Raw genomic sequence first — 19,325 nt, forward strand, 5'->3', positions numbered from 1 at the left:
CACCGGACTCGTACGGGCCCATCCCGTCCCGCACGCCCCGCACGTCGCACCTGCCACCCTCGCCCCGGCACTCATCACGTTTCCCGGAGGGAATCCGTTGCCGAGCAAGTCGTCCACGCGCCTCGCCGCGCTCACCGTCGCCGCCGTGTGCGCGGCGTCCACCGTCACCCTCGCTTCGCCCGCGCACGCGGAGTCCGTGCGCATCCATGACATCCAGGGCGACACCCGGATATCGCCGTACGCCAGACAGCAGGTCACCGACGTGACCGGAATCGTCACCGGCGTCCGCACCTACGGCTCGTCCCGCGGCTTCTGGATCCAGGACCCGAACCCGGACGCCGACCCGGCCACCAGCGAAGGCGTCTTCGTCTTCACCGGTTCGACCCCCCAGGGGGTCGCCATCGGCGACGCCGTCACGGTCTCCGGCACGGTCACGGAGTACGTCCCCGGCGGCACGTCCTCCGGCAACCAGTCACTGACGCAGATCACCCGCCCCTCGGTCACCGTCGTCTCCCGCGGCAATCCGGTCCCGGCCGCGACCAGGATCGACGCGCGGTCCGTCCCCGCCGCCTACACCCCGGCCGGCGACCCCGCCGCGAACGGCTCCATCGACACGCTCCCGCTGCGCCCCGAGCGGTACGCCCTGGACCGCTACGAGTCCCTGGAGGGCATGAACGTCCAGGTCTCCAACGCCCGTGTGGTCGGCGCCACCGACCCGTACACCGAGCTCTGGGTCACCGTGAAGCCGTGGGAGAACCGCAACCTCCGCGGCGGCACGGTCTACGGCTCCTACGACGCCCAGAACACCGGTCGGCTGCAGATCCAGTCCCTGGGCCGGGCCGCGGACTTCCCCGACGCGAACGTCGGCGACACCCTCACCGGCATCACCGCGGGCCCGCTGGACTTCAACCAGTTCGGCGGCTACACGCTCGTGGCGGGCGAACTCGGCACGCTGAAGGGCAAGGACCAGCAGCGCGAGTCCACCCGCCGGCAGCACACCGGTGAACTGGCGCTCGCCACCTACAACGTGGAGAACCTCGACCCGTCCGACGACACCTTCGCCGCGCACGCCGACGCCATCGTGCACAACCTGAAGTCGCCCGACATCGTGTCCCTGGAGGAGATCCAGGACAACAACGGCCCCACCGACGACGGCACGGTCGCCGCCGACGAGACGATGGCCGAGCTGATCGACGCGATCGAGGCGGCCGGCGGCCCGCGCTACGACTGGCGCTCCGTCGACCCGGCGGACAAGGCCGACGGCGGCGAACCGGGCGGCAACATCCGTCAGGTGTTCCTCTTCAACCCGCAGCGGGTCTCCTTCACCGACCGCGCGGGCGGCGACGCCACGACGCCCGTCGACGTCGACAAGGTGCGCGGCAAGGCGGCCCTGACGCACTCCCCCGGCCGGATCGACCCCACGTCCAAGGCCTTCGAGAACAGCCGCAAGCCGCTGGCCGGCGAGTTCGTCTTCCGTGGCCGCACGGTCATCGTGATCGCCAACCACTTCGCCTCCAAGGGCGGCGACCAGAGCCTGACCTCGCAGTACCAGCCGCCGTCGCGCAGCTCCGAGACCCAGCGCCACCTCCAGGCGAAGGCGGTCCACGACTTCACCGCGAAAATCCTCAAGACGCAGAAGAACGCGGCCGTCGTCGCCCTGGGCGACATCAACGACTTCGAGTTCTCCCGGACGACGAAGATCCTCGAGGGCGACGGCACCCTCTGGTCGGCCGTCAAGTCCCTGCCGAGGAGCGAGCGTTACTCCTACGTCTACCAGGGCAACAGCCAGGTCCTGGACCAGATCCTGATCAGTCCGTCGATCCGCCGCGACGCGTTCTCGTACGACAGCGTGCACATCAACGCCGAGTTCCACGACCAGATCAGCGACCACGACCCGCAGATCCTGCGCTTCCGCCCGTAGGGCGTGTACCGCCGCACCGAGGGTCGGCCGGACATCCCGTCCGGCCGACCCTCGGCCGCGCCCACCCGGCCCGGTCGGTCGGCTCTCAGTGCGTCCCGCGCCGCCGCAGCACCTCCATCCCGGCTGTCGCCGCCAGCCCGGCCACCGTCCCGCCGGCGATCATCACCGGCCACGGCTTCCGCGTCCCCGCCCGCCGGGCCTGCGTGGCGCTGCTCCGCAGCTGTACGGTCATCGCCCCGGCCCGGTCGCGCAGGTCCTCCACGCGGGCCCTCGCCTGCCCCTTGACATCCATCTTCCCGGCCAACTGCTCCACCGTGTCCCCGAGTTCGTGACGGGTCCGTTCGATCTCCCGCCGCAGCTCGTCCGGCCCCTTGACCCCGCGGGCGGCATCCTGACGGCCCCCGGGCTCGATGTGCGACCCGGAACCGGCTGCTCCGGAGCCCTCCACCTGCGCAGGCGCGTTCACGCCCTCCACGTCCCGCGTCATCGGTGTGCCCTTCCCTTGATCTCCTCCACGTCGGCCTTCACGCTGTCCAGCGTCCGCTCCGGCGTCGCGGGTGTGGCCTTCCGCAGCTGTCCCCGGCCGAGCACGGCCAGCACGCCGGCGATCACGAACAGCACGGCCGTGATGATCAGCGCCGCCGCCCACACCGGCAGGACCAGCGCGAGCGCTGCCGCACCGGTGGCGGCCGCCGCGAGCAGTCCCGCGTACGCGAAGGCGCCCGCGGCGCCCAGCATGCCGCCGCCGCGCCCGGCACGGCGGCCCTTCTCGGCCAGCTCCACCTTGGCCAGAGCCACTTCCTGCCGTACCAGCCGGGAGACCTGCTCGGTGGCCTGCCCGACGAGCTCGCCCACGCTGTGCTCGTCACGGCTTCCCGTGGCGCGGACCGGCCGTCGCTCGATGGTTGCGGTCACGGTGCTCCGCCTCCTCTCGGTCGGGACCACCCAAGTACCCACCCCGCACGACAGCTATCAAGCCCGCCCATCCATCACCGATGCTTACCGATAATCGGTAGCAATTTTAAGTAGTGCTGCACGATCACTCGGGCGGACACTGCCGCCATGACCCCACTGACCCCACCGACACGCCCGCAGCCCTTCGGCCGCACCCTCTGCGCCATGATCACCCCCTTCACCCCCACGGGCGCCCTGGACCTGGAGGGCGCCGGACGGCTGGCCGACCACCTGGTGGCCCGCGGCTGCGACGGCCTGGTGCTCTCCGGTACGACGGGCGAGTCCCCGACCACCACGGACGCGGAGAAGTCGGCCCTCGTCGCGGCGGTACGGGAGGCCGTGGGCAACCGCGCCTCGATCGTCGCCGGCGTCGGCACCGCCGACACCGCGCACACCACCGCCCTGGCCCGCGAGGCCGAGAAGGCCGGCGCGGACGGCCTCCTGGTCGCCGCCCCGTACTACAGCCGCCCTCCGCAGGACGCGATCGAGGCGCACTTCCGCACGATCGCGGACGCCACGGACCTCCCCGTCGTTCTCTACGACATCCCGGCCCGTACCGGCATCCGCATCGAACCCGACACCGTGCTCCGGCTCGCCGAGTACCCCGGGATCGTGGCGGTCAAGGACTGCTCGTACGACTTCCTGGCCGCCCAGAAGATCCTCGCCCGCACCGACCTCGCCTACTACGCGGGCTGCGACGAACACATCCTGGCTCTCTACGCGGTCGGCGGCTCGGGCTGTGTCAGTACGGTCGCGAACGTGGTCCCGGACCACCTGCGCGGCGTCCTGGACGCGTTCGACGCGGGCGACACGGCCCGCGCGGCCGACCTCCAGCAGCGGGCCACCGCCCTCATCGAGGCGATGACGGCGAACGGCCTCCCCGGCACGGTCACCACCAAGGCCCTCCTCACCACCCTGAACCTCCCCGCAGGCCCGGTCCGTCCACCCCTACTCCCCGCACCCCCCGAGACGACCGTCGCCCTCAGGTCCCTCCACGAGGCCCTGACCACAGCCTGACCGCCACCACCGGCGCCGCTCCCGCTCAGAGTTCAGTCCCGCGTCGGACGCAGGACGAGGCAGACGAAGCCCAGCACGTCCCGGTAGACACGCAACCATTGGGCGCGGTGAGTGGTGGCTGCCTCGAGCGCCTGGGCGCTGTCCGGATCGTCGGGATGGTCCAGGGCCCATGAGGCCAGCGACCCCGTCCAGGCCCACTCGTAGTCGTCGAGCTCCCGGCGGCTGCTGATATGCCCCTGGACAGGCGTCCACCCGTCCGCGACGACCCGATCCAGCGTGGTCGGCAGGTCGGCGAGGTCCCCGAGCAGCTCGACAGCCTCGGGAGGGGGCTCCCGGTCCCAGAATCCGTCACCGACCAGAACGCACCCCCCGGGGGCCAGGTGCTCACGCGCCGCCGCAAGAGTGGGGAGCAGGCCGCCGAAAGCGTGCGTGGCTCCCACACAGAGCACCAGGTCGAAGGCGTGGGTGGCGGTGAAGTGCGCAGCGTCCTGATGGTGGAGGACCAGGCGGTCCTCCACGCCGAGCCGACGCGCGGCCTGACGCGCGTGTGCCAACGAGCTCTTGGAGATATCGACGCCCTCGGCCCGCAGCTGCGACTGCGTGGTCAGGGCACGCAGGAGCCACTCCCCGCCGCCGCAGCCGAGGTCGAGTACGCGCTCGCCACCGCGCGAGAGACCGCGTTCCAGCAGTCGGCGCACCGAGCCGTCGTCGAGCGGGGCTGCGATCGGATGGTCCGCATGAGCACGCCTGGAGATCTGTTCCCGGTCCACGGGCGGAGCCTGACATGCCCGGCGATTCACACGCACCTGATTTCCGGTCGGCCCCCGGGCCGGAAACCGGATTCGACCATTCTCACGGTCGAGGCAGGCGGTCGGAATCAGTCGGTGGTGAGGCCGTCGATCAGGCGGTTGAGGAATCGGGTGAAGGTGGCTTCGGGGGCGAGTGGGCGGCCGGGGGCGGAGAGGGCTTCGGCGAGCTCCGGGTGGTGGCCGTCCGCGGCGACGGCGGCGAGGTAGCGGGCTTCGGCTGCGGCCCGGTCGGGTGACCGCGAGGCCGCGGCCTGCGCGATCTCGTGAGCGGCGTGCCCCGCCACGAATGCCGTGAGCTGGGCGAAGATCTCCAGCTTCGCCGCACCGTCCAGTCCGGTGGGCCGCAGGGCGGTGAGCGCGCGCTCCAGGAAGGCCAGGGTGTTGGGTCCGGGGGTGCGGTGGGTGGACAGGGCGGCGGGCAGCCAGGGGTGCCGCAGCATCAGGGCGCGCTGGAGGTGGGCGACGGCCTTCAGGTCGGCGCGCCAGTCGCCGGTGAGCGTGTCCGTGGTCGGCAGTTCGCCACTGACCTGGTCGACCATCAGGTTCAGCAGCGTCTCCTTGTCGGGGGCGTAGCTGTACAACGACATGACGCCGGCTCCGACCTGCGCGGCGACCTTCCGCATGGTGACCGCTTCGAGGCCCTCCGCGTCCGCCAGCGCGACGGCCGCCGCGGTGATCGCCTCCCGGCTGTAGGCCGGCTTGCGACCCCTGCGGGGCCGGTCAGAGCCGAGCCAGAGCTGCTGGGGGTCGACGCCCGGAGCGTCGGCCCCTCCGTCACGGGGCACGGCCCACACCCCTTTCCCTGATCGCGGTTGCCCTTGCGGGCCTCAGTCAAGCATCCTCTATTCTCGTACAGCGTACGTAAATCAAGGAGGGGACGATGCCAGCACGCACACACGGTCCTGTGCCGAAGCCGACCTGGGCCCCGCCTTCCGGGAAACCCCCGCCGGCCTCACGGATGATGAGGGCGACGTGGCGCCGACTCCCGGCGAAACGGCACGATGTCGGGTGGGAGCCGGGGCTGGTGGTGCCGGCCGCCGACGGCAGCCCGCTGCTCACCGACCACTACTTCCCGCGCGCCGAGGGCGACTTCCCCACCCTCCTGGTCCGCTCGCCGTACGGCAGGGGCCTGCCGTGGTCCCCCATGTACGGCCTGCTCTTCGCCGAACAGGGCTTTCACGTGCTCCTGCAGAGCTGCCGCGGCACCGGTGGTTCGGGGGGTGCGTTCGACCTGTGGCGCAACGAGGCCGCCGACGGGCAGGCCACGGTGTCCTGGCTGCGCGAGCAGCCCTGGTTCAACGGAACACTCGGGACCGTCGGCCCCAGTTACCTGGGCTACGCGCAATGGGCCCTCGCCCTGGACCCGCCGCCGGAACTGAAGGCGATGGTGGTGCAGGTGGGCCTGCACGATCCCTACGCCCTGTTCCACACCCACGGTGCACTGCGCCTGGAGAACGCCCTCGCCGTCGGGGCGGGCATGACCTACCAGCACCAGGGCATGGCGCCCTTCCTGAGGGCGACCCTGCGCCTGTAGCGCCGTCTGCGCGACGTCACCACCGCGCAGCCCCTGCGCGGGGCGTACGCAACGGCCCTCGGGGGCGAGCTGCCCTGGCTGGACGACGTCATGACGCACCCGGACCCCAAGAACCCGTACTGGCACGGCGCGTCATTGGCGCAGGCGGCGGAGCGGCTCGGCGTGCCCACGAGTCTGATCACCGGATGGCACGACACACTGGCCGACCAGACCTTCGAGCAGTACGACCGGCTGCGGCGGGCCGGCTGCGAGACCGCCCTGCTCGTCGGCCCCTGGACCCACACCTCCGCCCTGCAACAGGGCTGGACCGAGGTGTTCGCCGAGAGCCTCGCCTGGCTGCGCGCCCACCTGCACGCCGACCCCTCCGGCCTGCGCCCCACCGCCGTGCGCGTGCACGTCGGCGGCGAAAACGCCTGGCGGGACCTCGACGACTGGCCGCCGGCCACGCCTGTCACCCCGTGGTTTCCCACCGCGCAGGGGCACCTCGCCCGGCAGCCCCCCACGGACTCCGCACCACTGACGTCGTTCCGCTACGACCCGGCCGACCCCACCCCGTCCCTCGGCGGCCCTCTGCTCTCCCGTACCGCCGGTCCTCGCGACAACCGCAGCCTGGAGGCCCGGGACGACGTACTGACGTTCACCGGCCCCCCGCTGACCGAGCCCGTGGACATCCTCGGTCCGGTCTCCGCCCGGTTGCGCGTCTCCACGGACACCGGCCACGCCGACGTCTTCACCCGTCTGTGCGACGTGGACCCACAAGGCCGCTCCGTCAACGTCTGCGACGGACTGGGCCGGATCCGGACGACCGAGCATGTGTCCGCGCAGATCACCGTGCCGATGAGCTCCACCGCCCACCGCTTCGCCGCCGGTCACCGCATCCGCTGGCAGATCAGCGGCGGCGCCCACCCCCGCTACGCCCGCAGTCCCGGCACCGGGCAATCACCGGTGGACGCCACCGCCTTCACCCCGGTGCACATCACACTCCACACGGACTCGGCGCTGATGCTTGCGACGCACGCCCACGGTTCCCCGCCCAGCCCTGCGGAGAGCGGCTGACGAGCCGGACCCGGCAGCCCGGCTCAACGACCGGAAGAGCCGACCCCGTCGGATCGGAGCATCCTTACCCGATGCTCACGGTCGTCGAGGCCGCCCCGGCCGAGCCAGTCGTCATGCCGGTGCGGATCAACGCGCCCGGAGGGGTCAGGAAGAACAGCACACCCAAGCCAGGTGGGCGGGGGCGCCACCCGCCGCTCATCAGAGTTCCCGCTGCCCGTACATCGCACGGTCGGCGTCGGTCTGAAAGGCCCAGTAGCGGTCGCCGTAGGACCAGTGCCACCACTCGGTGGGGTAGTTCACCAGACCCACAGCGGTCAGTGCGTCACCGAGCACCCGCCGGTGGGCCCGCGCTTCGGAGCCGATGCCACCGGCCTCCGTGTAACAGGCGCCGTCACTCTCCTCCGGGCTGGCGTTCACCCGGCTTCCCATGTCGAGTTCCTGCCCGTCGGCGGAGAGCAGAGTGAGATCTACAGCGGCGCCGGCGCTGTGGGGTGCGATCTCCGGTGGCGAAACGTACCGGCTCGCAGCGTCACGAACTCGCGTCGGTGACCAGTCCGGATTGTCGGCCCGCAGACGGCCGGCGTACCGCTCGAAGTAGAAGCGCTGCAGGGAAGGAGGCCTGTACCCCTCGACGAACAGCAGACGCACGCCGTCCGGGAGCAGTTCCTGTGCCTTGAGAAGACGGATCAGCGCTCCTTCTCGCAGATGCGCGAACGCTCCTGTTTGATCGGCCTTACGGGAGTCGACGGCGAGGGATTCCCGGAGTCGGACGTCAACGAGCGGTTCACCGCAGTCGACCACCGGGATCGCCGCGATCTTCGGATCCGACATGAGCACGATCTCGTTCATGTACTGATCATTGCCGCTCACCCCGCTCAACGGCGATGCCCCTGCTCCCCCTTGGCCAGAAGCCGTCGGCCCGTCCCCGTGACGGCCTTCGCCGCACCATGTCCCAGACGTCGCTGCGGCACTCGTCCACCGATCCAGTTCTGAGGGTGGTCCCTGGGTCAGCACCCGTACGACGGCTTCGCTCGGCGCCCCAACATGCCTGCAGCGGGCGCTGGGGCCTGTTTCGGAAGCCGGGGAGAGCCTCGGCTCTGAAGGGGGGCGTTCGTCGTAGGGTGAGAGGCGGCCGAAGGAGGCCACCGGCCGAGGGAGCCATGGATGACGCGGTACCTGATCTCGTTCGATGACGGCGCGATGACCTTCCCCGAGGAGGAGTTGCCCGAGGTGGCCGAGGCCTCGCACAAGGTGGTGCGGGAGGCTCAGGACGCCGGTGTGTGGGTCTTCGGCGGTGGACTGGAAAGGCAGCAGGCGAGCGTCGTGGCCACCGACGGGACCGTCACCGAGGGCCCGTACCCGGAGACCAAGGCGGTGCTCGGCGGGTTCTCGGTCATCGATGTGCCCTCACGCGAGGACGCGCTGGAGTGGGCTGCCAAGATCGCCGCCGCGTGCCGCTGTGCGCAGGAGGTCCGGGAGATCATGCCCGACCCGACCGTCTGATCGAAGACGAAGCCACCGTCCTCAGCGTCGCGCGGAGCTTGCCGACCTCGGTGCCCTCGATACCGCTCAGAAGCTGTTGCTCTATCGATCTTGGTGGGCGTGAGTTCGAGGCCGCCGACTCGATCGGGTGATCTCGTGTCCGACCGGGCATGAAAGCGGGGCCTCCCGCACAGCTCGTGGGTGTCGAATCCAAACGAGCAACAAGAGGCCCCTGGTGCTGCAGTCTTCCGTGCCGGCGTCGATGTCGTCCAACTCGGCTTCCCTGGAGTGTGATTGTCTCGCTCACCGGTTCGGGAACGCCGCGGACCGGCCGTACAGGCGACCGAAGTATCCGTCCGACATGAGCGACGCGGAGTGGGCCGTCGTACGCGACGCGCTGCCGGTGCCCGGCTGGCTCGAGGGCCGCGGCGGGCAACCGGAGAGCTATTGCCACCGGCAGATGGTCGACGCGGTGCGCTACCTGGTCGCGGGCGGCATCACCTGGCGGGCGATGCCGGCGGACTTCCCCGCCTGGGACCGCGTCTACGCCTTCTTCCGGCGCTGGCGGGACAAGGGCCTGACCGCCGAGTTCCACGACCGGCTGCGCGACCGGGTCCGCCAAGCCGCGGGCCGGGATGCGGAGCCGACGGCCGGCATCATCGACGCGCAGTCGGTGAAGGCAGCCGCGTCGGTGCCGGCCGCGACCAGGGGCTTCGACGGCGGGAAGAAGGTCAACGGCCGCAAGCGGCACATCATGGTGGACACCCTCGGACTGCTGCTGGCCGTGATGGTGACCGCGGCCTCGGTCACCGACCGGGACGCGGGGCAGACGCTCCTGGCCCGGCTGCGTGAACGGCACTGGCGCGTCACGCGGGTGTGGGCCGACGGAGGCTACACCGGGCGCCTGGTCGACCTCGCCCGCGATGCCTGGCGGATCGCGCTGACCGTGGTCAGACGCAGCGACGACACCAACGGTTTCATCGTGCTGCCGAAGAGGTGGCTGGTGGAGCGTACGTTCGCATGGCTGATGCACTCACGCCGACTGGCCCGCGACTACGAGACGCGCACCGACACCTCGGAGGTGGTGATCAAGTGGGCGATGAGCATGGTCATGAGCCGCCGCCTCGCCCGACGGGCACGCTGAACAGCCCCGGCCGTTCCTCCGCCAGCCAGCCCCGCGCGGTCAGCCGCTTGGCTTTCGACCGCACCCCTTCCACCTTCGCCGGGACCGGCTCCAGCCCTACCGCGGCCGCGAGTTGACGACAGTCCATCGCCTCCCCGCGCATCCCGTTCCCGCCGGCCAGGACGTCCATGATCCGCTGGTAGTCCGGCGCGAGAACCGCCGGGGCGAGCCCTTCCTCCCAGTGCGGCACCACTGAGCCGGACACCGCCTGCCTGACCTGCACCGGCCGTTCGCCGGCCACCACGACCGGCGCCACGTCCTCGCCTCCGCGGGGCTCCGCCAGACCTCGCCCACCGTCTCACGGGCGATCACGAACCTCTCCCAGACCGCCTCCGCTTCCCGCAGCTCGGCCTGAAGGGCCTCCACCCGCTGCCGAGCGGCGCGTTCACGCTCCTCCAGCAACCCCATCACCGACGGCATCCCGGCACCTCCGCCGAAGAGACGACACGACACCCCGTCCCTCCCGCCGAAACACCACCCCTACACCTGACCAGCGGAAACGAACCCGTCACTCTCGGAAAGACAACGGCTTCTGAGTGGGGCAGGCGGTTGAGCCGGTCGCTGTCGGGCGTGAGGGTACCGGGGTCAGGGGTGTGCAGACGGGTGTGGCGACTCCGATGAGTTCGACCAGGCCGGTGCCGCCGGTGGGTGGGACGAGTTTGGACCAGTTGTTGGCCAGCCAGACGTTGCCGGACTGGTCGAGCTGGACGGCGGTGAGGTGCTGGATGGAGTTGCTGCGGTAGCCGCGGGGCGGGGACAGCAGGGAGCCGGTGGAGGAGCCGGGCGGGCAGGCGCTGGTGTTCACGCCGCACAGGACGGAGACGGAGGGGGCACCGAAGCCGGCGACCCATACACGGTCGGACCCGTCGATGGCCACGGACCAGGGAGCGATGGCCGTGGGCAGTTTGTATACGCCTGTGACCTTTCCGCTCGGCCCGATTTCGGTGACCGAGTTGCTGACGAAGCTGGGCACCCAGACGTTGTTCTTGGAGTCGACGGCCAGTCCGAGGGGCCAGTCGAGCGAGTTGTCCTTGATAGGGGAGAACGAGGTCGGCTTGAAGTCGGGGCCGATCACGGTGACGCTCCCGCCCACGTGGCCCTTCGGTACGCGTGTGTCCAAGAGTTTCGCCCCGTTGAAGCGGGCGTTGCTGACCCAGGCCCGGCCGTAGCCGTCGATCTGAAGGGAGAACGGATGGTCGAGGCCACCGCCCTTGATGGTGATCGCCCTCGAGGGGTCACCGTGGGGGTAGACAATCACGCTTCCCTGGCCGGGGTTGCCTTTCAGGCCATAGAAGTTCGCGATCCAGACGTTGCCCTTCTGGTCGACGGCGGTGCCCTGGGGATGGTTCAGGCCGCCGTTCTTGAATCCTGAGCCGGGCGACAGCGGCTTTCCGGTCGACGAGTACTTCGACATGGCATCGCCGCCGTAGCTGGGCACCCACACGGAGCCCCCGTGGTCGATGGCGGTGCCCCAGGCGCCCGCCTCCATGCCGCCGCCGCTGATGGGGCTGTTCAGGGTGGGGTTGCCCACCGGGTCCTGCACGGTGACGTAGGGGCTGGGGTTTCGCGTTCCGGGCAGCCAGTTGTTGGAGGCCCAGACGTTGCCCTTGGCGTCCATGGCGATACGACCCGGGGCGTAAACCTGGGGGGCGGTGTAGTGCAGGGCCAGGACCCAGGCCGTGGGTGCCTTGGTGAGCGCGGGGGTGTAGGTGTGTGCCCGGTCGGCCAGGGCGTACAGCCTGCCGGTGGCCAGTCTCGGGTTGCGGGCGAGGTTGAGCACCGCTTGCGCCGTGTCACCAGGAGCGGTCCCGCGCTGCGGTGTCGCCAGGCGCAGCATGTCTCGGCATCGCCCGGTGTCCGCTCCCGGCGCGCAGAGGGAGACGAGGTTGGCCAGGGTGCCGAGGGTGGCCAGGGTGTCGTTCTTGCTGCCGTTGTTCTGGTCGGTGACGACCTTGCCGGGCCTTCCCGAGGCCGGGTTGGCGAGGTTGTAGGACGTGGCCGCGGCGTTCTCCAGGCCGGGGCTCGGCCCGGTGATGCCGCGCTGGTCGGTGAACTGGGCCAGTGCGTAGGTGGCGGCGACGGTGGTGAATTCGTTGACCGTGACAGCGGATTCGGAGCGCTGCGGTACGCCGCCGCCGGGGCCGAACCCCACGACGGAGCGCAGACGCAACGACCGGTCGCCAGTGGGCGCGGCTTCGACGTACAGCACCGAGCCCGTGCGCTGGTTGGGCCGAATTTGGAAGGCTCCGCCTGCGTCGGTCGTGGCACGCCCCAGTGTCCGGGCGCCTTGCCGGTCTCCGGCGAAGAGCGTGACGGTGGCGTTGGACAGCGGCTTTCCCGCGCTGGTGACTGTTCCGTGCAACGGGGCCGACGTGGCGGGAGGCGTGGTTGCGGGGAGACCCGTCAGGGCCAGTGCCATGGTGGCCGAGGCGGCCAGGGCGATGCCTGAGCGCTGCCGAGCGGGCTTGGCCTTTCCAACGCCGCGCAAGGTTCGGAGTGTTGATCGGCGGGGGCGAATAGTGAGGGGAAACAAGGTCGGGGCCTTTCGTCATGTCGGCACGCCGCACAACCTCCGCCCGCGGGCAGGAGCCCGACGCGTCGGCGGGCCTTGCCGAGTGGTCCCAGGGAGTGGCACTGCCGATGGCCGGCGCCCATGACGGCCGTGATGACGACGTCACCGTCCCGGCGCGACAGCGGCTATCCGTTGCCGTCGCTCGGTTCGCGCAGCGTGAACCACCCGATCTTGCGGCCGGCCAGCCAGATCAGGCCCAAGTACAGGTGCGGACCAACCTGACGAATCTCATCCCGTACGCCCCCGAACGCCAGAGACGTGGTGGAGTAGTCGATGACGATGCACTCCTGGTCGTCCAGGCGGCTCGGGCCAGGCCCGACCGTGGCAACGATGGACAGGATGTCCAGCGGTGTGAGCCGGTTACTGAGGTAGCCGTCCGGGCTGAAAACCTTGCCTCGCCACCAGATCAGATGCACCAGGCTGGCGAGCAGCCGCGCCCCCGAGGGACCGGCCCCCGGGAAGATCGCCGTCCCCTCCATCGGGCCTTTGGGGATCTCACCGGCCGGACTCTTGCGAAACAGCTCCTCAAGCCCCTCGTCGTCGGTCTTGAGCAACTCGGTGTCGGTAGTAGGCATCACGCTCTTCCTTCTGGCCGTCGCTCACGCTCCGCCTCCACCGTCCCCGGACACAGTCCGGCAGGGAGGCGGGAATGCCGTTTGCACAGGCCCGCGGGTTCCGCGCTTTCCCCTCACGGCCCGGCAACTGCCGTGGCCACGAACTGGTCTGGTAGCAGCCGGCCCCCAGCCATCCCAGTTACCGTGTGCATGCGCGCAAGCACTCAGCGCGAGGAGTCGATGCAGGAGAAGGGGCGATTACACGTGAAGGTGACCAGTCCAGCCTGTAATCTTTTTTGGCTTTCAATCAGTCGCTTTCTCCATCGTGAACCCCGCCGACGCGGCTTGCCACCGCTGGCAAGCGGCTGCGGTGTCGTACTGATTGCATGGCGTGTGTCCTACGGAGCCCAGCTGAGGTGCAGCAGCGAAGTACAGCCCCACCGCAACCGACCGTGGCCCCCAGTGGCCCCCGATGACCGCACGACCGGCGACCTGGACCGTAATGACCATCCGGTCGAGAGGTCCGGGACGAAAAGGTCCAGTCCAGTTCCCTGGGCCGTCTCTGGGCCGTGCAAGGGCGCCTGAGGCCGACCAACGGCGACCGACAGTGACAGTCGAGCCGCAGCCGCCAGCGACGAAACCGCAGGTCAGCGCCCTCCAACCGGATGGGTTTCCGCCCAGGGGTGGGGGTGCGGCGAGATGGGGTGTTTCTTACCAACCGCAATCTCTCCCGTGCGCATGACATGCTCCTCACGTGTTTGATTCCCCGTGGACGGTACTCACTTCGGTCGAGCATGATCTGATGATCTGTGCGAGTGAGGCGTGGGGCATCCTCGCCTACGCGACGAACAGCAACGACGACGGCCACCCCGTCGATCTTCCGTGCGTCGTGCTCGGCCTCGTTGACCGCGGCTGGGTACAGGTACACCGCCTGGAACCCTGGACCGCACCGAATGGACAGGCAGGGGTGATGTACGGCCCGCCGATCCCCCGCGCGGAGATCCCGGAGGTCCTGCAGGACCCGGCGACGTGGGACGACCCTGAAGATCCGAGCTGGGTCGGTGCTGTCACGCTGTCGGCCACACAGACATGGCGAGCGCTCAACCGGCAAAACGACCAAGCTGCCGAGTAGACAAGGCGGACCAGGCAACCACGTGGCACACGTCAGCAGCACCCTCACTGCCCATCAGCGCAGAGACAGTCGCACTGACATCACCAGCTGACATCAACGACGTTGAACGATGGCGGACCCAAGCGGCCAGAGCTGGAGCCGCAGACGACCACAGGCTCCCATCTCAGACGGCCGCACGACAAAGCGATCGAACTCCTAAAGCGGTGTTCTCGGGGGCTTCCCCCCAGGTGTGCCCCAGCGGCCTCCAGTGATGGAGAAGTCGCAGGTGAGAGGGGTTGAGGGGAGCCCGCTGTAAATCTGCCGGTCGCGGTTGGCCTCCGCAATGGCAAGGGACGACCTCACCTGCATAGATTCGAGGCACTGCGTAGCACCACAAGCCGACGCTCATGATGGTGTTGTCTGGGCCATCCCTGGGACGTCCGAGGCCAGCCGACGCCGATCAATAACGGCAGAAGCCCACGGCATCCGACCTGGTCAGAGCCGTGGGCTTCCTCAGCCTTGCTGGTCAGTAGCCGACTATTCATGCGTTGCCAGGCGGTGGCCGCGGCTGGTTGCTACGCGGAGGGTGTCCCTCAGGGCTCCGGTCAGGTCTTTCGCCAGGAGTCGCAGGTCGTCCGGCTGCTTATCGGTGTCGGCGAGCATGTCCAACGCCTGGTCCAGAAGCGTGGTCGCCATGCCGAGTTGTACCGATTCGAGGTTGTCGGCCAGGCGGGACAGGTAGCCGTCGCTGTCATCGGTGCTGAGGAAGCAGGGCTTGCCGTCGGGCCCCGTCCATGGGAGGAGCCGCAGCTCGTGTGACATCGTCACCCCTCCGTCCCCTTCTCGTCGATCACGTAGTGCGTGGTGAACACCGCGTCGGCGCGGTCCCCCGGCAGCACCAGGAGCGCGGCCTCGACCACGCGGCCGGCGGTGTCGGCCGCCTGGCGTGTGATGGCGAGGACCGCCAGGGCAGCGCTGATCCGAAGGGTAGAGGCCTCCTCCGGGGTCGGGAGTCGGACGCTGACCCTCTCCCGCACTTCGGCCGGCGGTGAGCGGAGCTGCGTCAGTCGCGTTGTCACCTCCTGGTACGGGAGCGGCTCGCGGAGCGCGGCGGCCGGCGCCAGGTCGCCGGGGACGTAGACGCGGGCCAGGCTGTGCGGTCTCTCGCCCTCGTGGCTGAGGCAGAGGAACTCGGTCAGAAGGCTACTGGCCGGCACCTTCAGCAGGGTCGCCAGCTGCCCGTGGGCCCGAATCCGGGTGGCGTGGACGGTGACGCTCAGAGCGGTGTCAGCGAAGGTCTGTCCGCCGGGGGTTCGGCCCCCTCCGACGTACGTGATTCTGCGGAGGGGACGACGAACGAAGTTCCCCTTGCCGTGGGCCTTCTCGACGAGGCCTTCCACTTGGAGCACGGCGAGAGCGCTTCGCAGCGTCGGTGTGCTGACCCTGTACTGCGCGGCGAGGTGGGACTCGGAAGGGAGGCGCTCGCCGGGCTTGAGCCGGCCGGTGGCGATCCGGTCTCGGAGGTCATCGGCGATGGCGTCGCGACGCGAGGGCATGGGAGGGATCACCGCCTCGCACTCTCACAAGCCGCAGGGCGATGAGCCGGGTCCCCGTGTGCATGGTCAGCAGCTCGCCCGAGTCGAACACGAGCCGTTTGGCTCCGCCGGGCAGTTGGAAGATGTCGGTCACCCGGCACTGCCGGCCTCCGACCTGGATGACGTCCCCGCGCTGCACCCTGGCCGAGGTGATCTCGACGGGGGAGAGCACCGCGCCGCTGGGTGTTCCTCCCCTCACCGCGCCGCCTCCGTCGGTACTTCGCGATGGGCGATCGTGTGGCACGAGCAGTCGCAGGACTCGTAGATCACCGGTACGTCAACCGGTGCGGTGGCCGGGGACGACTCCGCGCAGGCGTGGTGCGTACCGATCCGGCAGGAGCTCGACCGGTAGGAGTCGGCTCCCGCCCGTGGGCTGTGGGGCTGTTGGCGAGGCGGCATCAGCAATCACCCGCCGGGACGAACCAGGGGCCGGCGAAGGGCGGGCAGGGCGCGGCCGTCGAGCGGTGCCGCGCACGCGCCTCACTGGCCGGCACGTACGGGCGGACGAGCGCGGTCTCCTCGCCGATGAGAACGCCGGTGTGGCGTCGACCGTGGCTCAGGAGCGGCGGTGCGCCAGGGGCGAGCACGGGCGCTGCGGCCAACGGCCGGGCGGGCTGTGCGGGGCGGCGGTGCCGGCCCTTGTGGAGACGTCGCGCGCTGATGCGCGAGACGGTACGGCGGATACGCTTGAACACGCTGTTCAGCTCCTATCGCTGGTGGTCCGGTCCCCCGGCATCGCCCGTCGCGGGGACCGTTTTGCGTACGACCGCCCAGAGGGTGCGGTCGTTCGAGCTGGTGGCGAGGAGGCCGAATCGGTCGGCCTGCGCCACCGCTTCCAGGACCTCTCGCCATGTCTCGGCGGAGAGGGGTTCCGGCATCTCCGCCTCGATGGCCGTGCAGTCGTCGCGCTCCTCCACCCGGATGGCGAGCCCGGCGGCCGATAACCGGGCGGCGATGGCCTCCGCGCTCACCTCTGAAGCGGGCACAGGGCATCCTCCGGTCACCGGTGATCACTTTGAGTGAAGCTAGTTAACTAGACTAGAGCTAGTGGACTAGATTTTCCATATGCCTGAGCAGCCGCCCTATCTCCGCATCGCCGACGAACTCCGGCGGCGGATCGCGGAGCACGAGTGGACACCCGGAGACCGGCTCCCCTCCCGCGCCCAGATCGCCCAGGAGTGCGGCGTGGGCGACAACGTGGTCCGCCGCGCACAGGAGCTGCTGATCTCCCAAGGTGTGCTGGAGGGCCGCGCCGGTTCCGGCACCTACGTCGCCGAGCCCCGGCAACGCGTCCGGGTGGTCCGCTCGTCGGCGCGCGAGCAGCCCGACGGCTCCCCGTTCCGCGCGGACATGAAGGCCGTGGGGAGACAGGGGGACCGGGAGAGCCGGACCGACACCAAGGTCCCGGCACCGGCGGAGATCGCTACGCGTCTCGGTATCGCCGAGGGGGAGCTGTGCGTCCGCACCGCGTACGAGTTCCTGGCCGGCGGCAGGCCGGTGCAGCTGTCGACGAGCTGGGAGCCGTACGACCTCACCGCCGGCACCCTCGTCGTCCTCCCCGAGGGAGGGCCGCATGCCGGGGCGGGCGTCGTGAACCGCATGGCCGCGATCGGCATCGCCGTCAGCCATGTTGTGGAGCAGCCGGAGCCGCGGCAGGCGACCGCCGAGGAGGCGTCGCTCCTGGGCATCCAGAAGGGCGCACTGGTCACGCACATCCGGCGGACCTACTACAGCGACCAGGGGCGGCCCGTGGAGACCGCGGACATCGTGGTGCCCGCCGCGCTCTGCGAGATCGTCTACGAGATTCCGATCAGTCGGTAGCCGGTAGCGGTAGTCGGCCGACTCCGGCGCCCGTTGCCCATGCCCGCATGCGGTCGTCCGCGCGTGCCCTCTCCGTGCCCCTTCCGTGCCCGATCGAGCGGGAAACCACGGGGAACACCGGGCAGCCACAGTGTCCGGGCAGGCGCACGGCCCCCGACCGACTTCCCAGGTCAGGGGCCGTTTGCACTGCTCGCAGAGCGGAGGCGGTGGGATTTGAACCCACGGTGACATCGCTGCCACAACGGTTTTCAAGATCGTGTTAAGTCTGCGGGGGAACCGGACGCTCGTACCCAAGGATGTCGTGAAGCCAACGGTCGAGGTACTGGGCCTCTGCCTCCCGGTCGCCCTCGACGGTCAGCCACTCACGGGCGGCAGTGACCATATGCGTCTCGGCTTGGTCCGTTTCCGCGGGCCGAAGCTCGACCCAGTCGGTCAGCTCGCCCCAGATGAGTGCGAGCGAGTAGAGCGCTTCGTCGCCGTTATCCACCGGCCCCCCGCCACTGGCAAGACCCAAGATCTCCAACGCCGGGTCGTACGGCGAAGTGTCGCTGTCCAGCATGGCCGCCGCACGCGCGCTGACCGCTGCGCGAAAGGCCTCCGAGTCACCCATGGTCCAGAGAGTAGGCGACGCAATGTGGAGCGCCGGGCCATGCCGGCGACCTGTACAGCAGCGGAGTACCGCAACCACCGCGTCCACCACTGACCGCCACCAGCCCCAGGCGACCGGCTGACGTACCCAGCAGGCCTCAGCGACCGTCGGGCCCGTAGTTCGCATCGAGAGGTTCATCGTGCCCGCTGCGTGCCCGTTCGGAGGGGACGTAGCGGGGACTCACGGGGAACGGCGGCGCCAACCTCGCTCCGGACCAGGTCAGGGAGTCGCCAGGTCAGCGTCCATCCGCATACGGCGTCTTCCAAACTAGGGACATAGAGGGTGGCTACCGGTACCAGTCGCCATCGCCTGCGAGGGAATGGTGCAGGTAGTCCTCCAGCTCGCGCGCAGCCCACAGCCGACTGTCATTTTCGTGGTCCCAGACGAAGATGTCCGGACGCTCAGGCGCCAGCACGAAGGCGAACTGGTCGCCCCCGCCGTTGTCGCCGAAGAACAGCAGCGGATCGAAGGGCATGTACAGGCCGGGGAACGTATCGGGGGACCAGAACAGCAGGTTCTGCTCCACAATCCGATCCAGGGACCATACGACGTCAGTCCCGTACTCGCCGACCATCCCGTTGGTCTCCATCAGCAGAGCAGTCAGCTGCGCCGGCAAGCCTCGGCCAAGGCGCCGCTCCGCCTCGGCTAGAGCAGTCGCGTCAACGGGTGCGCGGAACTCGACCTCGGGCAAGGCTTCGGCAGCAGCTTCTTTCCACATAGGCGCAGCCTAGGCCGAAGGGCCGACCGCCCCGACAACAGGAGCTGTACAGCAGTGAAGTACAGCAACCACAGCAACCGCCCTCGGTCGGCAACGCACTTACAGAACCTCAGCGCAACCGGTATGACCGCCACCGACCGATCCACATAGAGCTACGGATCAGAAGGTCGCCGACATCAGCGACGCCGGGCAGGGGCGCCGTGAGCGCCCCTGCCCGGCCGCCACGACGACAAGCGGCGAGGCGAGCAACAAATCCCGATCGAGCCCCTAGCACACGGTGCTGCAGCCGACGGCAGTGACGGCAGCGCTGACGGCAACGACGGCGGACGGCAGCGGCGTTCAGCGGTCC

At 69.8% G+C, this 19,325-nt stretch carries 20 protein-coding genes and 2 pseudogenes; 7 read left to right on the forward strand and 15 right to left on the reverse strand.

The window, feature by feature from the left end; genetic code table 11:
* Nucleotides 1-97 precede the first annotated feature (97 nt).
* Nucleotides 98-1,921, forward strand: coding sequence for an endonuclease/exonuclease/phosphatase (locus AB0I73_RS08910; RefSeq protein WP_363035314.1), 1,824 nt, complete (start codon nucleotides 98-100; stop codon nucleotides 1,919-1,921).
* 205 nt (nucleotides 1,922-2,126) lie between these two features.
* On the opposite strand, the pseudogene AB0I73_RS08915 reads toward AB0I73_RS08910, so the two are convergent.
* Together AB0I73_RS08915 and AB0I73_RS08920 are read right to left on the reverse strand one after the other, a co-directional pair.
* Nucleotides 2,127-2,333: pseudogene (locus tag AB0I73_RS08915) on the reverse strand (DUF3618 domain-containing protein); the annotation flags it as partial.
* Nucleotides 2,334-2,404: 71 nt separating this feature from the next.
* Nucleotides 2,405-2,836: a phage holin family protein gene (locus AB0I73_RS08920; RefSeq protein ID WP_363035239.1), complete on the reverse strand. Its 432-nt coding sequence runs from the start codon at nucleotides 2,834-2,836 to the stop codon at nucleotides 2,405-2,407.
* Nucleotides 2,837-2,983: 147 nt separating this feature from the next.
* On the opposite strand from AB0I73_RS08920, the gene dapA reads away from it, so the two are divergent.
* On the forward strand, nucleotides 2,984-3,892 hold the full coding sequence (dapA, locus tag AB0I73_RS08925) for a 4-hydroxy-tetrahydrodipicolinate synthase (RefSeq protein WP_363035241.1): 909 nt from the start codon (nucleotides 2,984-2,986) through the stop codon (nucleotides 3,890-3,892).
* 32 nt (nucleotides 3,893-3,924) lie between these two features.
* Here dapA and AB0I73_RS08930 read toward each other — a convergent pair whose 3' ends face one another.
* Nucleotides 3,925-4,662 carry a class I SAM-dependent methyltransferase gene (locus AB0I73_RS08930; RefSeq protein ID WP_363035243.1) on the reverse strand — a complete coding sequence of 246 codons (738 nt, stop codon included), beginning with the start codon at nucleotides 4,660-4,662 and terminating at the stop codon, nucleotides 3,925-3,927.
* Nucleotides 4,663-4,769: 107 nt separating this feature from the next.
* Nucleotides 4,770-5,486, reverse strand: coding sequence for a TetR/AcrR family transcriptional regulator (locus AB0I73_RS08935; RefSeq protein ID WP_363035245.1), 717 nt, complete (start codon nucleotides 5,484-5,486; stop codon nucleotides 4,770-4,772).
* Between the two features lie 176 nt (nucleotides 5,487-5,662).
* Between AB0I73_RS08935 and AB0I73_RS08940 the strand changes: the two are divergent.
* A pseudogene (locus tag AB0I73_RS08940) lies at nucleotides 5,663-7,291 on the forward strand (CocE/NonD family hydrolase).
* Between the two features lie 198 nt (nucleotides 7,292-7,489).
* Here the strand turns inward: AB0I73_RS08940 and AB0I73_RS08945 are convergent.
* Nucleotides 7,490-8,140, reverse strand: coding sequence for a M15 family metallopeptidase (locus tag AB0I73_RS08945; protein ID WP_363035247.1), 651 nt, complete (start codon nucleotides 8,138-8,140; stop codon nucleotides 7,490-7,492).
* A gap of 315 nt (nucleotides 8,141-8,455) precedes the next feature.
* Here AB0I73_RS08945 and AB0I73_RS08950 point away from each other — a divergent pair, with 315 nt between their 5' ends.
* Entirely contained in the window at nucleotides 8,456-8,794 is a 339-nt protein-coding gene (locus AB0I73_RS08950; RefSeq protein WP_363035249.1) for a YciI family protein, read from the forward strand.
* Nucleotides 8,795-9,134: 340 nt separating this feature from the next.
* Nucleotides 9,135-9,917 (forward strand): IS5 family transposase, encoded by a 783-nt coding sequence (locus AB0I73_RS08955; protein WP_363035251.1) that lies wholly within the window; start codon nucleotides 9,135-9,137, stop codon nucleotides 9,915-9,917.
* Here the strand turns inward: AB0I73_RS08955 and AB0I73_RS08960 are convergent.
* The 3 genes from AB0I73_RS08960 to AB0I73_RS08970 all read right to left on the reverse strand — a co-directional run bounded on the left by AB0I73_RS08960 (nucleotide 9,883) and on the right by AB0I73_RS08970 (nucleotide 13,103).
* Complete coding sequence (locus AB0I73_RS08960) at nucleotides 9,883-10,212, reverse strand: hypothetical protein (protein ID WP_363035253.1); 330 nt, start codon at nucleotides 10,210-10,212, stop codon at nucleotides 9,883-9,885. The two genes, AB0I73_RS08955 and AB0I73_RS08960, sit on opposite strands and share 35 nt — an antisense overlap.
* Nucleotides 10,213-10,464: 252 nt before the next feature.
* On the reverse strand, nucleotides 10,465-12,444 hold the full coding sequence (locus AB0I73_RS08965; protein ID WP_363035255.1) for a hypothetical protein: 1,980 nt from the start codon (nucleotides 12,442-12,444) through the stop codon (nucleotides 10,465-10,467).
* A gap of 209 nt (nucleotides 12,445-12,653) precedes the next feature.
* The gene (locus AB0I73_RS08970) at nucleotides 12,654-13,103 is read right to left on the reverse strand and encodes a hypothetical protein (protein ID WP_363035257.1); all 450 of its coding nucleotides are present in this window, start codon (nucleotides 13,101-13,103) and stop codon (nucleotides 12,654-12,656) included.
* Between the two features lie 781 nt (nucleotides 13,104-13,884).
* On the opposite strand from AB0I73_RS08970, the gene AB0I73_RS08975 reads away from it, so the two are divergent.
* Nucleotides 13,885-14,214, forward strand: a complete 330-nt coding sequence (locus tag AB0I73_RS08975; protein ID WP_363035259.1) for a hypothetical protein — start codon at nucleotides 13,885-13,887, stop codon at nucleotides 14,212-14,214.
* A gap of 516 nt (nucleotides 14,215-14,730) precedes the next feature.
* On the opposite strand, the gene AB0I73_RS08980 is transcribed toward AB0I73_RS08975, so the two are convergent.
* The 5 genes from AB0I73_RS08980 to AB0I73_RS09000 form a co-directional block, all read right to left on the reverse strand.
* Nucleotides 14,731-15,021: a hypothetical protein gene (locus AB0I73_RS08980; RefSeq protein WP_363035261.1), complete on the reverse strand. Its 291-nt coding sequence runs from the start codon at nucleotides 15,019-15,021 to the stop codon at nucleotides 14,731-14,733.
* Nucleotides 15,018-15,749 (reverse strand): GntR family transcriptional regulator, encoded by a 732-nt coding sequence (locus AB0I73_RS08985; RefSeq protein WP_363035263.1) that lies wholly within the window; start codon nucleotides 15,747-15,749, stop codon nucleotides 15,018-15,020. The genes AB0I73_RS08980 and AB0I73_RS08985 overlap by 4 nt, the downstream gene beginning before the upstream one ends.
* Complete coding sequence (locus AB0I73_RS08990) at nucleotides 15,718-15,987, reverse strand: hypothetical protein (protein ID WP_363035265.1); 270 nt, start codon at nucleotides 15,985-15,987, stop codon at nucleotides 15,718-15,720. The genes AB0I73_RS08985 and AB0I73_RS08990 overlap by 32 nt, the downstream gene beginning before the upstream one ends.
* A 199-nt stretch (nucleotides 15,988-16,186) precedes the next feature.
* On the reverse strand, nucleotides 16,187-16,483 hold the full coding sequence (locus tag AB0I73_RS08995) for a hypothetical protein (RefSeq protein ID WP_363035267.1): 297 nt from the start codon (nucleotides 16,481-16,483) through the stop codon (nucleotides 16,187-16,189).
* Nucleotides 16,484-16,495: 12 nt separating this feature from the next.
* Entirely contained in the window at nucleotides 16,496-16,774 is a 279-nt protein-coding gene (locus AB0I73_RS09000; protein WP_363035269.1) for a hypothetical protein, read from the reverse strand.
* Between the two features lie 79 nt (nucleotides 16,775-16,853).
* On the opposite strand from AB0I73_RS09000, the gene AB0I73_RS09005 reads away from it, so the two are divergent.
* A complete protein-coding gene (locus AB0I73_RS09005; RefSeq protein WP_363035271.1) occupies nucleotides 16,854-17,609 on the forward strand; it encodes a GntR family transcriptional regulator in 756 nt (251 codons plus the stop codon).
* Between the two features lie 259 nt (nucleotides 17,610-17,868).
* Here the strand turns inward: AB0I73_RS09005 and AB0I73_RS09010 are convergent, their stop codons facing one another.
* Both AB0I73_RS09010 and AB0I73_RS09015 read right to left on the reverse strand, forming a co-directional pair.
* Nucleotides 17,869-18,219, reverse strand: coding sequence for a hypothetical protein (locus tag AB0I73_RS09010; protein WP_363035273.1), 351 nt, complete (start codon nucleotides 18,217-18,219; stop codon nucleotides 17,869-17,871).
* Between the two features lie 325 nt (nucleotides 18,220-18,544).
* Nucleotides 18,545-18,976, reverse strand: a complete 432-nt coding sequence (locus tag AB0I73_RS09015; protein WP_363035275.1) for an SMI1/KNR4 family protein — start codon at nucleotides 18,974-18,976, stop codon at nucleotides 18,545-18,547.
* Between the last annotated feature and the right edge of the window lie 349 nt (nucleotides 18,977-19,325).

The organism is Streptomyces sp. NPDC050388, from assembly GCF_040655635.1.
Lineage (GTDB): Bacteria > Actinomycetota > Actinomycetes > Streptomycetales > Streptomycetaceae > Streptomyces.

Bases quoted from the DNA above. Each gene is read 5' to 3' on its own strand.
- dapA (WP_363035241.1), top strand. From the start codon at position 2,984: ATGACCCCACTGACCCCACCGACACGCCCGCAGCCCTTCGGCCGCACC.
- AB0I73_RS08945 (WP_363035247.1), bottom strand. From the start codon at position 8,140: ATGAACGAGATCGTGCTCATGTCGGATCCGAAGATCGCGGCGATCCCG.
- AB0I73_RS08950 (WP_363035249.1), top strand. From the start codon at position 8,456: ATGACGCGGTACCTGATCTCGTTCGATGACGGCGCGATGACCTTCCCC.
- AB0I73_RS08955 (WP_363035251.1), top strand. From the start codon at position 9,135: ATGAGCGACGCGGAGTGGGCCGTCGTACGCGACGCGCTGCCGGTGCCC.
- AB0I73_RS08970 (WP_363035257.1), bottom strand. From the start codon at position 13,103: ATGCCTACTACCGACACCGAGTTGCTCAAGACCGACGACGAGGGGCTT.
- AB0I73_RS08975 (WP_363035259.1), top strand. From the start codon at position 13,885: ATGATCTGTGCGAGTGAGGCGTGGGGCATCCTCGCCTACGCGACGAAC.
- AB0I73_RS08985 (WP_363035263.1), bottom strand. From the start codon at position 15,749: ATGCCCTCGCGTCGCGACGCCATCGCCGATGACCTCCGAGACCGGATC.
- AB0I73_RS09005 (WP_363035271.1), top strand. From the start codon at position 16,854: ATGCCTGAGCAGCCGCCCTATCTCCGCATCGCCGACGAACTCCGGCGG.
- AB0I73_RS09010 (WP_363035273.1), bottom strand. From the start codon at position 18,219: ATGGGTGACTCGGAGGCCTTTCGCGCAGCGGTCAGCGCGCGTGCGGCG.
- AB0I73_RS09015 (WP_363035275.1), bottom strand. From the start codon at position 18,976: ATGTGGAAAGAAGCTGCTGCCGAAGCCTTGCCCGAGGTCGAGTTCCGC.